This window comes from Streptomyces sp. NPDC050534 (genome assembly GCF_044457745.1).
Taxonomy (GTDB): Bacteria; Actinomycetota; Actinomycetes; order Streptomycetales; family Streptomycetaceae; genus Streptomyces.
In genome coordinates, this window is record NZ_JBITHF010000020.1 from 84,443 (window position 1) to 97,883 (window position 13,441).

Below are 13,441 nucleotides of genomic sequence, written 5' to 3' on the forward strand. Positions count from 1 at the left end.
CCTAATCCGCACACCGACGTTTTCAACACCCCCACTCCTGCTGATCCTGCGAAATCCGCAAGTCTCGGTCTCATAAACAACGAATTTCATCGCTCCGCCCTTGCGGAACGATCGAGACGTCGTGCACAGTGAGGTCGTGGCCAGTCGAAGCGCAGAGCAGCGGGACCCCCGCGAGCCCAGGAACGGCACTCCTCATCTGGATGCCGTCTCCCTCGCCATCATCGAACAGCTCCAGGAGGACGGCCGCCGGCCGTACGCCGCCATCGGCAAGGCCGTCGGCCTCTCCGAGGCGGCCGTGCGCCAGCGCGTCCAGAAGCTGCTCGACCAGGGCGTGATGCAGATCGTCGCCGTCACGGACCCGCTCACCGTGGGTTTCCGCAGGCAGGCGATGGTGGGCGTCAACGTGGAGGGCGACCTGGAGCCGGTGGCCGACGCGCTGACCACGATGCCGGAGGTCGAGTACGTGGTGATGACCGCGGGCTCGTTCGACATCCTCGCCGAGATCGTGTGCGAGGACGACGACCACCTGCTGGACGTCATCAACAAACGCATCCGGGCACTGCCCGGCGTGCGCTCCACCGAGAGCTTCGTCTACCTGAAGCTCAAGAAGCAGACCTACATGTGGGGAACCCGATAACCGTGAGGACCCGATAACCGTGAGCACCAAGGACCTCAGCCGCACCGCGTACGACCACCTGTGGATGCACTTCACCCGCATGTCCTCGTACGAGAACGCCCCGGTCCCGACCATAGTCCGGGGCGAGGGCACCTACATCTACGACGACAAGGGCAAGCGCTACCTCGACGGTCTCGCGGGCCTGTTCGTGGTCCAGGCCGGCCACGGCCGCACGGAACTGGCCGAGACCGCCTTCAAGCAGGCGCAGGAGCTGGCGTTCTTCCCCGTGTGGTCCTACGCCCACCCGAAGGCCGTGGAGCTGGCGGAGCGTCTGGCCCACCACGCGCCGGGCGACCTGAACAAGGTCTTCTTCACCACCGGTGGCGGCGAGGCGGTCGAGACCGCCTGGAAGCTCGCCAAGCAGTACTTCAAGCTGGTCGGCAAGCCCACCAAGTACAAGGTGATCTCCCGCGCGGTCGCGTACCACGGCACCCCGCAGGGCGCCCTGTCGATCACCGGCCTGCCGGCTCTGAAGGCCCCCTTCGAGCCGCTCGTCCCGGGCGCCCACAAGGTCCCGAACACCAACATCTACCGCGCCCCGATCCACGGCGACGACCCCGAGGCCTACGGCCGCTGGGCCGCCGACCAGATCGAGCAGCAGATCCTCTTCGAGGGCCCGGACACGGTCGCCGCGGTCTTCCTGGAGCCCGTGCAGAACGCCGGCGGCTGCTTCCCGCCCCCGCCCGGCTACTTCCAGCGCGTGCGCGAGATCTGCGACCAGTACGACGTGCTGCTCGTCTCGGACGAGGTCATCTGCGCCTTCGGCCGCCTCGGCACGATGTTCGCCTGCGACAAGTTCGACTACGTCCCGGACATGATCACCTGTGCCAAGGGCATGACCTCGGGCTACTCCCCGATCGGCGCCTGCATCATCTCCGACCGGCTGGCCGAGCCGTTCTACAAGGGCGACAACACCTTCCTGCACGGCTACACCTTCGGCGGCCACCCGGTCTCCGCGGCCGTCGGCCTCGCCAACCTCGACCTGTTCGAGCGCGAGAACCTCAACCAGCACGTCCTCGACAACGAGGGCGCGTTCCGCGCCACCCTGGAGAAGCTGCACGACCTGCCGATCGTCGGCGACGTCCGCGGCAACGGCTTCTTCTACGGCATCGAGCTGGTGAAGGACAAGACCACCAAGGAGTCCTTCAACGACGAGGAGACCGAGCGCGTCCTGTACGGCTTCCTCTCCAAGGCGCTCTACGACAACGGCCTGTACTGCCGCGCCGACGACCGCGGCGACCCGGTCGTCCAGCTCGCCCCGCCGCTGATCTCCGACCAGGGGACCTTCGACGAGATCGAGCAGATCCTGCGCGCGACCCTGACGGAGGCGTGGACGAAGCTCTAGGCTCCGCCGCCACCACCCGGTCATACGGCCCGGGGTGCACCCGTAAGAGTGAGAAGGGTGCCCCCGGGCCGCGTGCTGTCCGGCGCAGCGGCGTCGGCTCCTTAGCGTGCCTGGTAACCGATCGGCCCAGCCTTCGTTCCCCCGCCTGGGGGAAAGGCACGGGAACTACGGATCTGAACGAGGTGTACGCCCATGGAGGCCCCGCCGGACAACGACGTGCTCTGGGCACGCGCCCTGCACTTCCAGCACAGCGACGGCTCGCCGGGGCTCAGCGGTGTCTCGCTGGGCGTCCGGGAGGGCGAGATCGTCGCCGTCGGCGGCCCCCGGGGCAGCGGCAAGACGACACTGCTGCGCTGCCTGTCCGGCCTGGTGCCGGTCCGGCGCGGCGAGGTCTGGTTCAACAGCGTGCCGGTGCACACCATGGGCCCGATGACCCGTGAGCGGCTGCGCCGCGACCGCTTCGGCTGGATCGACCCGGCCCCGGTGCTCGTACCGGAACTCAACGCCTGGGAGAACGCCGCCCTCCCGCTGATGCTCCGCGGCACCAGCCGCCGGCGTGCCAAGACGGCCGCGCTGGAGTGGCTGGAGCGCCTCGACGTCGGCGACAAGGCCCGGCTGCGGCCGCACGCGATGAAGCAGGCCGAGCGGCAGCGCGTGTCGATCGCCCGGGCCCTCGCCCCGGCCCCCACCGTCCTGTTCGCCGACGAGCCCACCGCGCCGCTGCACCGCGCCGACCGCGCCCATGTGCTGCGCACGCTCACCACGGCGGCCCGCTCGCACGGCATCACGGTCGTCCTGGCCACCCACGACGCGGAGACCGCGGCCCTCGCCGACCGCACGGTGTCGCTGCTGGACGGCCGCCGCGTGAACACGGTCCACCTGCCCCCGGTCACCGAGACGGAAGGCCGGGCCGCGTGCTCGCTCTCCGTCTGACCCGCGGCGCCCACCCGGCCGTACACCTGCGCCGTGCCCTGGTGGCGCTGGCGTCGGCCGGGACGGGCTTCCTCCTGCTGTCCGTCCTCGGCTACGCGATGAGCCATGCCGAGTCCCCCGCCTCCTCGGCGCTGCGGCTCGCCTGGTGCCTGACCCCGCTGGCCGCCACCGTCCACCTCGCGATGGCGGTGGCCCGCACCGACCCGGCCACGAAGCCCCGTCCGGGTCTGTCGGCCATCGGCCTGGGCCCGGGCCGCCTGATGACCATCTCGGCGGCCACCACGGCCCTGTCCTGCACGCTGGGCTCCCTGCTGGCCCTGCTGGTCTTCCTCCAGCTGCGCGGCGACTTCGCGAGCCGGCCCGTCGGCGGGACCGCCGGCGAATTCCTCGCCGCGGACCTGCCGCTGCCCTTCCCGGCGGCCCTGACCCTGCTGGCCCTGGTCCCGGCGATCGCGTCGACGACCGTGGCGCTGGTCCTGCGCCCGCGCGACGCGCGGCCGAGCGTGGCACCGAGGGGCTACGGCCGCTTCGGCGCGTACGGCAGGTCGGTGGCGCAGGAGACCTTCGGGGCGTACGGCCGCTTCGGCGCGCGCTTGCGCAGCACGGGGCACCGGTCCGCCGATGCCGTACTGCCCTCGGCGATCATGTCCGCGCCCGCCGAGCCCCCGGCCTCCCCCGCACCCGACGCCGACCCGGACCCCGACCGGCCCCCGGCTCCGCGCAACGCGCCCGCCGGACTGCCCTGGGGTGTCGCGGTCCTGGCCGCCGGTCTGGCCGTCGAGGCCTACGCCGGGCGGGCGGCGGACGGCTCCCGCCTGGCCCTGCCCGGCGGCCTCGCCACCGGCGCGCCCGGCATCCTCATCGGCTGGGCCCTCACCGCCCTCGGCCTCGCTCTGGCCGGCCCCGGCCTGACCCATCTGTGCGGCCGCCTGCTGCAGTCGGCCCGCCCGGGCGCCCTCAGGCTGCTCGCCGGCCGTGTGCTGATGGAGGAGGCCACCCGCATCGGCCGTCCGCTCGGCGTCGTCTGCGCGGTCGCCTCCGGGGTGGTCGCCATGACGGCGCTGTTCGACGCGGACCAGCCCGGTTTCGGCCCCCTCACCACCCTCGGCACGCTCCTCGTCGCCGGCTGCACCGTGGCCACCCTGCTCACCGCCGCCGTGGAGGCCAGGCAGGCCCGGTCCGACACCACGGCCGCGCTGCTGCGGCTCGGGGCGCCCGCGACGATGCTGCGCAGCGCCGCCGCCCTTCGGGCCGGTGCGCTGCTCGCCGTGTTCGGCCCGCTGACGCTGGTCGTGGCCGAGCTGGCGGCGCTTCCGCTGGCCCGCTGAACCTTCGCGGAACAGAATCCCCGAAGGGCGATGAGTTCCGCGCGGACCCCCGGTCTACCCCTGCGAACGGACCCCGCCCGATGGGAGAGACCCGCATGTACCAGCAGATGATCTTCGTGAACCTGGCCACCGACGACGTCGCCGCGTCGAAGAAGTTCTTCACGGAGCTCGGCTACACGATCAACCCGCAGTTCAGCACCGACGACTGCACCTGTGTCGTGATCAGCGACACCATCATCGCGATGCTGCTCAGCAAGCAGCGGTACGCGGACTTCACGAAGAAGGAGATCGCGGACTCCACGAAGACCAGCGAGGTGCTGATCTGCCTGAGCGCGGAGAGCCGCGAGAAGGTCGACGAGCTGGTCGGCAAGGCGGTCGCGGCCGGCGGCACCGCCAACGCCGACGTCCAGGACCACGGCTTCATGTACGGCCGTTCCTTCGACGACCTCGACGGCCACTCCTGGGAGGTCATGTGGATGGACCCGGCGGCGGTGCAGGGCTGAGCCCTCCGCGGCAGGACGCCGTGCCTAGCATGGGCCCGTGCACACGAGCCCGGCCCATGCGGCCCACCACGACGAGCGCGAGATCGAGACGCTCGAGGACTTCGACGCGACCGTCTCGGCGCGCGGCACTCTGGCCGGTTACCGCGTACAGGCCGTCGATCTGATCGACCGTACGCGGGAGTTGCTCACCACCGACACCGCCGGGGCCGTCTTCCTCGGTTGCCCGATGCGCGAGGACGCGGTGGCGAAGATCCGCGGCGACGGCGCCCTGGTCTTCCCGCCCGTCCCGCATCTGCCCTTCGACCCCTACCGCGGTCATCTCTACACGCCCACCGACCTGTTCGCCTCGCTGGAACTGGGGTACGAGCGGACGCCGGACGCCCTGGCCTACGACTGGTTCCAGCGCACCAAGGCGGACGGCGACATATACGCCTCGATGCTGCGCGCCGTCCACGACGACTCCATCTCCGACGCCCTGGACGAACTTCTGCGCGACGCGCAGGTGGTGGGCGTCATGGGCGGCCACGCGATGAAGCGCGGCACGGACGCCTACGCCGGTGCCGCGCGCCTGGGCCGGGAGCTGAGCCGCGCCGGGTTCACCGTGGCGACCGGTGGCGGACCGGGCGCCATGGAGGCGGCGAACCTGGGCGCGTACACGGCGCCGTACGACGACGCGATGCTCGACGAGGCCTGCCAACTCCTCGCCAAGGCAGCCTCGTTCACGCCCTCGATCACCGAGTGGGCGCAGGTCGCCTTCGAGGTGCGCACCCGCTGGCCGAAGGGCAACCACTCCGTGGGCATCCCCACCTGGTTCTACGGCCACGAGCCGCCGAACGCCTTCGCCTCGCACATCGCCAAGTACTTCGCCAACGCCACCCGCGAGGACGGCCTGCTGGCCCGCTCCAACGCCGGCGTGGTCTTCCTGCCGGGCGCCGCCGGGACCGTACAGGAGATCTTCGACAACGCGACGCCCAACTACTACGAGTCACGCGGCGAACCGACGCCCATGGTGCTCGTCGACCGGGAGCACTGGACGGAGCGGCTGCCGACGTGGCCCCTCTTGCAGGCGCTCGCCCGGGAACGGTCGATGGAGTCCCGTATCGCCCTCGTTGACCGTATCGAGGAGGCTCCGGAGGCGTTGAAACGTCTCTGCAGTTAATAAGAAGGCAAAGCCAACAGCCCGGCCCCGCTTACGCATTGACACTTCTTATGGAACGCTTATAGACCTGTGATTCTCCTGGGGAATGTGAGGCTTCGCCTCCACAGCTGCTTCACTCCCCCATGTCAACCCCCCGCAGTTGCGCACCCCGTGAAGGGCAAACGTGTCCATAACCCGTCGTACCGCACGTCGTTCCGTGCAGATCCTGGGCGTTGCCGCCGCCTCCTCCGCGCTCGCCCTGAGCGCCGCGGGCAGCGCGCTCGCCTGCGACATCAAAGAGTTCTCCGCCGAAGCCAAGTGCGACGGCGGCAAGGGCAGCATTGTCGTCACCGACAAGGATGGCTCCGGTACCCCGGCCACCATCACCGTGTTCCTGAAGAGCCCCGCCGGTGTCGAGACTCCGGTCGGCCAGCCGCAGGAGGTCAAAGGCTCGGCCCAGGGGACGACTGTCACCTACAACGAGGACTGGAAGCCGAACGCCCAGTACCGCGTCCACGTCAAGGTCGACACCGACCGGGTCCACATTGACAAGGACATCAACGGCTCGCCTCTGACCACCCCGGCCGAGGGCTGCTCGAAGGGCGAGTCGACCCCCCCGGCGACCCCGCCGGCGTCGAGCACGCCTCCGGCCGACGAGTCCGCGACCCCGACCCCGTCCGCCTCGGAGAGCAGCTCCGCTCCGGCCGGCACCTCGAGCAACGCGCCGTCCCCGGCGGCCGGTGACTCGAACCTGGCCGAGACCGGTGCGAACTCCAACACCGGCATGATCGCCGGTATCGCGGGCGCCCTGGTCGTGGTCGGCGGCGGCGCCGTCTTCTTCGGCATGCGTCGTCGTGGCGCGAGCAGCAAGAGCTGACGCCTCACTCAGCGGTATCGCTGTGGCCCGTCCCCGTATCCCCGGGGGACGGGCCTCGGTCGTTTCACGGGGCCTGTCACGGCGGCGGGCCATGACCTCAACGGTCAAGCGAGGACGACGACTTCGGCCGCGTCGAACTCCACGCCGACCACGTCCCCGACCTCCGGCGCCGCCCGCAGCGCGCACGCCGCCTCGAGGCGCGGCGCCTCCTCCGGCTGGAGCTGTACGGCGACGTGGGTGCCCTTGAAGGTGCGTGCGGCGACCGTGCAGCGCAGGCCCTGGTCGGCGGGGACGAGACGGACGCCCGCGGGGCGCACGAGGAGCGTGCGCGGGCCCTGGGGGGCATCCTCGGGCACCGGCAGCTTGCCCCACGGAGTGTCCGCGGCCTGACCGGCCACCGTCCCCTCGACCACGTTGTCGAAGCCCAGGAACCGGGCCACGAACTCGTCCGCGGGCCGCTGCCAGACCTCCAGCGGCGTACCGGACTGGGCGATCCGCCCGTCCCGCATCACCACGACCCGGTCCGCGAGCGCGAAGGCCTCGCCCTGGTCGTGCGTCACGGCGAGGACCGTGGTGCCCAACCGCCCGAAGAGTTCCCTGAGTTCGACGACCAGCCGCTCCCGCAGCGAGCGGTCGAGCTGCCCCAGCGGCTCGTCCAGCATCAGCAGCCGGGGGCGGGGAGCGAGGGCCCGCGCCAGCGCCACCCGCTGCTGTTCCCCGCCGGAGAGCGACGCGACGGCCCGGCGTGCGGCGCCCGGGAGACCGACGAGATCCAGCAACTCCCGTACTCGATCATCCTGTTGCGGGCGGGACGTCCCGCGCATCCGCAGCCCGAAGGCGACGTTGCCGCCTGCGTCCCGCTGCGGGAAGAGCTGGTGGTCCTGGAACATCAGGCCCACTCCCCGCTTGTGCGCGGGCACGCCCGTCTGGTCGCGGCCGTCGAGCAACACCCGCCCCGCGTCGAGGGGTTGCAGCCCCGCCACCGTCCGCAGCAACGTCGACTTGCCGCTGCCGCTGGGCCCGAGCACGCACACGATCTCGTGCTCGGCGACATCCAGGCCGACGCAGTCGAGCACGGCCCGGCCGCCGAAGCGGACCGTCGCGTCCTGAAGGCTCAGCAGCATCTAGAACTCCCCGGTCCGGTCGGTACGGAGCCGCTCCAGCACCAGCAGCGCCACCGCGCACACCACCATCAGAATCGTCGAAAGGGCCATCGCCTGGCCGTAGTTGAGGTCCCCCGGGCGGCCGAGCAGCCGTGCCACGGCGACCGGCAGCGTCGGGTTGTCCGGCCGCGCGATGAACACGGTCGCACCGAACTCCCCCAGCGACACGGCGAACGCGAACCCGGCCGCGACCAGCAACGCCCGCCGCACCAGGGGCAGATCGACCTCCCGCCAGACCCGCCACGGCGACGCCCCGAGCACGGCCGCCGCCTCCCGCAGACGCGCGTCCACGGCCCGCAGCACCGGCAGCATGGTCCGTACGACGAAGGGGGCGCCCACCAGCGCCTGCGCGAGCGGCACCAGGATCCAGGAGGAGCGCAGGTCGAGCGGCGGTTTGTCGAGGGCGATCAGGAAGCCGAAGCCGACCGTCACCGCGGACACGCCCAGCGGCAGCATCAGCAGCGCGTCGAAGCCGCGCACCAGCCGGCCCGCGTCCCGGCGGGCGAGGGCCGCGGCGGCGAGACCGCCGATCAGCACGGCGATGGCGGTGGCGGCGGCCGCGTACTGCAGGGAGTTGGCGATCGACTCGATCGGCGGGACGAGGAAGGTGCCGCCGTCCTCGTGGGTCAGCGACCGGTAGTAGCCGAAGCCCGGGGCGTCCAGCGACCGCTGCACCAGCACGGCGAGCGGCAGCACGAGCAGCACGGCGACGGTGGCGAGGACGCCGGCGAGCAGCCCCCACTCCCGCACCCCGCGCGGCCGCCGCGCGGTCACGGACGCGTCGACCAGCCGCAGGGCGCTCTCCCGCCGCCGTACGGTCCAGGCGTGCACCGCGAGGATCGCGCCCACCGCCACGAACTGGACGATGGTGAGCACCGCGGCCGTGGAGAGGTCGAAGATCTCGGACGTCTGCCGGTAGATCTCCACCTCGAGCGTGGCGAACGTCGGCCCGCCCAGGATCTGCACCACGCCGAAGGAGGTGAAGGTGAAGAGGAAGACCATGAGCGCGGCCGCTGCGACGGCGGGCCCGAGCGCGGGCAGCGTCACCTTCCGCCACGCCCTCAGCGGTGAGGCGCCCAGCATCCGCGCCGCCTCCTCCTGGCGCGGGTCGAGCTGGCCCCACAGGCCGCCCACGGTCCGTACGACGACCGCGTAGTTGAAGAAGACGTGCGCGAGCAGGATGGCCCACACGGTGGTGTCCAGCCGTACGCCCCACAGCTCGTCCAGGAGCCCGCCACGTCCGACGAGCGCCAGGAACGCCGTGCCGACGACGACCGTCGGCAGCACGAACGGGACGGTGACGACGGCCCGCAGCACCTGCTTGCCGGGGAAGTCGAAGCGCGCGAAGACGTAGGCGCCGGGGAGTGCGACCAGCAGCGTGAGCGCGGTCGAGGCGAGCGCCTGCCAGGTGGTGAACCACAGGACGTGCCGGATGTCGGACTGCGTGACGACGTCCGCGATCCGGCCGAACTGCCAGGATCCGTCGACCTTGAGCCCGCGCGCCACGATCGCGGCCACGGGCCAGGCGAAGAACAGCGCGAAGAACGCGACGGGCACGGCCATGAGACCGAGCCGAGCCGCGCTCCCCGCGCGACGGCCGCGGACGGCTACTGCAGTACGAGTGACGTCCACGACTTGACCCACTGGTCACGGTTCTCGGCGATCTTGCCGGGCGCCATCTTCTCCGGGTCCTTGGCCGGCTGCCCGAACTTCTGGAACTCCGGCGGAACCTGAGCGGCCTCCCGCACCGGGTAGACGAACATGTTCAGCGGCATGTCGTCCTGGAACTCCTTGGTCACCAGGAAGTCGAGGAGCGCCTTGCCGCCCTTGGTGTTCTTGGCGTTGCTGAGCAGTCCCGCGTACTCGATCTGCCGGAAGCAGGTGCCGTACGACGTCCCGGTCGGCGCCGTCTTCGGCTTCGGGTCGGCGTAGATGACCTCGGCTGGCGGCGAGGAGGCGTAGGAGACGACGAGCGGCCGGTCGCCCTTGGCCTTCTTGCCGCCGGCGGAGCCGGAGAACTCCTGGTTGTAGGCCTGCTCCCAGCCGTCGACGACCTTCACACCGTTCGCCTTGAGCTTCTTCCAGTAGCCCTGCCAGCCGGCGTCGCCGTACTTGGCGGCCGTGCCGAGCAGGAAGCCGAGGCCGGGCGAGGAGGTGGCGGCGTTCTCGGTGACGAGGAGGTTCTTGTACTGGGGCTTGACCAGGTCGTCGAACGACTGCGGCGGCGTCAGCCCGTGCTTGCTGAAGTACGCCTTGTCGTAGTTGACGCAGATGTCTCCGGAGTCGATGGGCGTGACCCGGTGCTTGGCCTGGTCGACCCGGTACTCCGGCAGGATCATGTCGGAGCCCTTCGCCTCGTACGACTGGAAGAGGCCGTTGTCGAGCGCCCGCGAGAGCAGGGTGTTGTCGACGCCGAAGAAGACGTCGCCCTGCGGGTTGTCCTTGGTGAGGATGGCCTTGTTGACGGCCTGCCCGGCATCGCCGTCCTTGAGGACGTGGACCTTGTAGCCGGACTGCTTCTCGAAGTCGGCGAGGACGCTCTTCGAGACGGCCCACGAGTCGTGGCTGACGAGGGTCACGGACTTGGAGCCGCCGGACCCGCCGGAGCCGCCGTTGCCGGACGAGGACCCGCAGGCGGACAGCGTGACGAGCCCGAGGCCCACGACCACGGCCGCGAGCTTCCTGTTGTTGTTCACCGAATTCCTCCTGGCTGACCAGGAAGAGACGCGGCCCTGCCCGGGACCGGCGGACATGGCCGACGGCTCCCGGGCAGGGCGCAACAGCTTGAGTGATCACCGAACTTCCTACCCAGAATGACCTGGGCAAGGTTCAGAGGGTCTGCGGCCCGGTTGCCGCACTCTCAGCGCTGTGGCGCTCCCCTGTCGGAATATGCAGATGTGTGTACGGGTGTTCTGTACGGGTGTTCGTACCGGCTCAGGTTACCGCTCGGTGGCCGCGAGCTGGCCGCAGGCCCCGTCGATCTCCTGCCCACGGGTGTCCCGGACAGTCACCGGTACACCGTGCGCGGCGATGGCCTCCACGAACGCCTTCTCGTCCTCGGGCCGGGAGGCGGTCCACTTCGACCCGGGCGTCGGGTTCAGCGGGATGAGGTTGACGTGCACGGGCTTGCCCCTGAGCAGCCGCCCGAGCCGGTCGCCGCGCCAGGCCTGATCGTTGATGTCGCGGATGAGCGCGTACTCGATGCTGAGCCGGCGCCCGCTCTTCTCGACGTACTCGAAGCCGGCGTCGAGGACCTCGCGCACCTTCCACCGTGTGTTCACGGGGACCAGGGTGTCGCGCAGCTCGTCGTCGGGGGCGTGCAGCGAGATCGCGAGCCGGCACTTCAGGCCCTCGTCGGCGAAGCGGTGGATGGCCGGCACGAGCCCGACGGTCGAGACGGTGATGCCGCGCTGGGAGAGCCCGAGCCCGTCGGGGGCGGGATCGGTGAGCGCACGGATGGCCGTGATGACCCGCTTGTAGTTGGCCAGGGGCTCGCCCATCCCCATGAAGACGATGTTGGAGAGCCGGGCGGGCCCGCCGGGCACCTCCCCGTCCCTGAGCGCCCGCATCCCGTCCACGATCTGATGGACGATCTCCGCGGCGGACAGATTCCGGTCCAGCCCCGCCTGGCCGGTGGCGCAGAAGGGACAGTTCATCCCGCAGCCGGCCTGCGAGCTGATGCACATGGTGACCCGGTCCGGGTACCGCATCAGCACGGACTCGACGAGCGTCCCGTCGAACAGCCGCCACAGCGTCTTGCGGGTCGTGCCCTGGTCGGTCGACAGATGCCGTACGACCGACATCAGGTCCGGCAGCAGCGCCTCCTGCAGCCTGCCGCGCGAGCCCGCGGGGATGTCGGTCCACTCCGCGGGGTCGTGCGCGTACCGCGCGAAGTAGTGCTGCGAGAGCTGCTTGGCACGAAACGGCTTCTCCCCGACCTCGGCCACAGCCTCCTTGCGCTCGGCAGGCGTGAGATCGGCAAGATGCCGCGGCGGCTTCTTGGCTCCGCGGGGGGCGACGAAAGTGAGTTCTCCGGGCTTTGGCATGGCGGTACCAGTGTCGCAGATCGACTGGGGTGACCTGCGACTGTGACCTACGGCACCTGTCGTTGGTGGTCGTCGTCCGTCGCCGCTGAGCCCCTTCGGACGGCCCACAGACTGCCCGAAATTCTCGGCTTCCCCAGGAGCTGACCATGAGAGCCTCACACCCGTGGCTGCTGAAACCGAGGTGGGAGAGCTGTTGCGCCAGCGCGGCTGGCGGACGGCATTCACCGTCGCTGGAAGGGTGAACGCGTGGGCCGCCCTGGTGAGCGTCATCGAGCGTGGCTACAGCGACGACATCTACGAGTACACCAACGACCTCTACTGCCGAAAACTGGCTGCACGAAGCGTGGCTCCTGCTGGACGAACATATCGTCCAGCTTTGGACCCCGCAGATCAAAGCTCTGGACGACCGGTACAAGGCCGCGACCGTCGACGACGACGGCCAAGCACTCGACCAGTTCCACAGACTGCCCGGCCCCGACCTGTGGTGGTGGCGGCGACACCCTCGCGTCCTCACCGGAGACCTCGGGCGTTCGCTCCGCTCGGCCGGTGCCATCGGCACCGACCCTGACACAGCGTGACCCCCAGCCTCGTGGAGTTACGGGAAAGCCCTTACGGCACCCTTAGGGCCTGTCCGGCGAGGGGATGTCTTCACGTCTCGGCGCGGCGGAACTTACGGCTTGTGGGTTACCCAGAGCAGTTCCGCCGGCCAGCGGTGTGCCCAGTCGGGTGGGTCGGTTTCGTTGTAGCCGTTGGGTGTTCCGGGTTCGGGCCGCGGCTCGATGAGGTCGTCGATGATGAGGCCGGCGCCGCGCAGGACCTTGACCCAGTCGCCGTAGGTGAGCTGGTAGCTGGTCGCGCCGTCGCCTTCGGCGATGGTGTTCAGCCCGAAGTAGTCCTGCTGCAGCGTCGTGGTCACGCGGCCGGCGGCTTCGTCGTAGCAGGCTTCGAACCATGGGCTGGCGACGTTGAACACCAGGCGCCCGCCTCGGCACAGGACGCGTGCGGCCTGCGGGACGGCCAGGTGCGGGGGCGCCCAGCTGAGCCCACCGAAGTCGCAGAACACCAGGTCGAAGCTGTCGGCGGCGAAGGGGAGTTGTTCGGCGGCGCCTTGCACCAGCGGGTAGCGGGCCACTCCCATCGCGCGGGCCGCTGCGGCGAGTTGGGCTTCGGACAGGTCGAGCCCGACCACGGTGGCGCCCTCGGCGGCGAGCGCCCTGGACCACTGGCCGGCGCCGCAGCCGAGTTCGAGGACGCGCTTGCCGGTGACGTCGCCGAGGGCGTGCAGGTGCGCGTCGGGGATGGAGTACATGCCCCACAGCCGGGGTGTGGCGCCGATCTGCGGGTCGTGCTTGTGCTGGTAGGCGCTGCTGATCTGGTTCCAGAGCCGCCGGTTGGCGGGGATGCTGTCCACGTGCCGACTCCAGCACCGCCT

The 13,441-nt window shown here is 70.5% G+C and carries 13 protein-coding genes and 1 riboswitch; of the genes, 8 read left to right on the forward strand and 5 right to left on the reverse strand.

Annotated elements, in window-relative coordinates; genetic code table 11:
- Nucleotides 1-121: 121 nt before the first annotated feature.
- The 7 genes from ACIBN2_RS43050 to ACIBN2_RS43080 all read left to right on the forward strand — a co-directional run bounded on the left by ACIBN2_RS43050 (nt 122) and on the right by ACIBN2_RS43080 (nt 6,800).
- Nucleotides 122-637, forward strand: coding sequence for an Lrp/AsnC family transcriptional regulator (locus ACIBN2_RS43050; protein WP_399143145.1), 516 nt, complete (start codon nt 122-124; stop codon nt 635-637).
- A 19-nt stretch (nt 638-656) separates the two neighbouring features.
- Nucleotides 657-2,021, forward strand: coding sequence for an aspartate aminotransferase family protein (locus ACIBN2_RS43055; RefSeq protein ID WP_399143147.1), 1,365 nt, complete (start codon nt 657-659; stop codon nt 2,019-2,021).
- 192 nt (nt 2,022-2,213) lie between these two features.
- A complete protein-coding gene (locus ACIBN2_RS43060; protein WP_399143148.1) occupies nt 2,214-2,954 on the forward strand; it encodes an ABC transporter ATP-binding protein in 741 nt (246 codons plus the stop codon).
- Nucleotides 2,936-4,282 carry a hypothetical protein gene (locus ACIBN2_RS43065; protein WP_399143150.1) on the forward strand — a complete coding sequence of 449 codons (1,347 nt, stop codon included), beginning with the start codon at nt 2,936-2,938 and terminating at the stop codon, nt 4,280-4,282. Before ACIBN2_RS43060 ends, ACIBN2_RS43065 begins: the two co-directional genes overlap by 19 nt.
- A 95-nt stretch (nt 4,283-4,377) precedes the next feature.
- A complete protein-coding gene (locus ACIBN2_RS43070; protein ID WP_399143225.1) occupies nt 4,378-4,785 on the forward strand; it encodes a VOC family protein in 408 nt (135 codons plus the stop codon).
- A 37-nt stretch (nt 4,786-4,822) separates the two neighbouring features.
- Nucleotides 4,823-5,944: an LOG family protein gene (locus tag ACIBN2_RS43075; RefSeq protein ID WP_399143152.1), complete on the forward strand. Its 1,122-nt coding sequence runs from the start codon at nt 4,823-4,825 to the stop codon at nt 5,942-5,944.
- Between the two features lie 163 nt (nt 5,945-6,107).
- Nucleotides 6,108-6,800 (forward strand): LAETG motif-containing sortase-dependent surface protein, encoded by a 693-nt coding sequence (locus ACIBN2_RS43080; RefSeq protein ID WP_399143154.1) that lies wholly within the window; start codon nt 6,108-6,110, stop codon nt 6,798-6,800.
- A gap of 104 nt (nt 6,801-6,904) precedes the next feature.
- Here ACIBN2_RS43080 and ACIBN2_RS43085 read toward each other — a convergent pair whose 3' ends face one another.
- The 4 genes from ACIBN2_RS43085 to rlmN form a co-directional block, all read right to left on the reverse strand.
- On the reverse strand, nt 6,905-7,924 hold the full coding sequence (locus tag ACIBN2_RS43085) for an ABC transporter ATP-binding protein (RefSeq protein WP_399143155.1): 1,020 nt from the start codon (nt 7,922-7,924) through the stop codon (nt 6,905-6,907).
- Nucleotides 7,925-9,526 carry an ABC transporter permease gene (locus tag ACIBN2_RS43090; RefSeq protein ID WP_399143157.1) on the reverse strand — a complete coding sequence of 534 codons (1,602 nt, stop codon included), beginning with the start codon at nt 9,524-9,526 and terminating at the stop codon, nt 7,925-7,927.
- A gap of 44 nt (nt 9,527-9,570) precedes the next feature.
- Nucleotides 9,571-10,659, reverse strand: coding sequence for a thiamine ABC transporter substrate binding subunit (locus tag ACIBN2_RS43095; RefSeq protein WP_399143159.1), 1,089 nt, complete (start codon nt 10,657-10,659; stop codon nt 9,571-9,573).
- A gap of 87 nt (nt 10,660-10,746) precedes the next feature.
- A riboswitch (TPP riboswitch) is annotated at nt 10,747-10,854 on the reverse strand.
- A gap of 48 nt (nt 10,855-10,902) precedes the next feature.
- Complete coding sequence (gene rlmN / locus ACIBN2_RS43100) at nt 10,903-12,009, reverse strand: 23S rRNA (adenine(2503)-C(2))-methyltransferase RlmN (RefSeq protein ID WP_399143161.1); 1,107 nt, start codon at nt 12,007-12,009, stop codon at nt 10,903-10,905.
- Between the two features lie 275 nt (nt 12,010-12,284).
- Here rlmN and ACIBN2_RS43105 point away from each other — a divergent pair, with 275 nt between their 5' ends.
- Nucleotides 12,285-12,587 carry a hypothetical protein gene (locus ACIBN2_RS43105; protein ID WP_399143163.1) on the forward strand — a complete coding sequence of 101 codons (303 nt, stop codon included), beginning with the start codon at nt 12,285-12,287 and terminating at the stop codon, nt 12,585-12,587.
- A 92-nt stretch (nt 12,588-12,679) separates the two neighbouring features.
- Here the strand turns inward: ACIBN2_RS43105 and ACIBN2_RS43110 are convergent, their stop codons facing one another.
- Entirely contained in the window at nt 12,680-13,420 is a 741-nt protein-coding gene (locus ACIBN2_RS43110; protein WP_399143165.1) for a class I SAM-dependent methyltransferase, read from the reverse strand.
- Nucleotides 13,421-13,441: the final 21 nt, after the last annotated feature.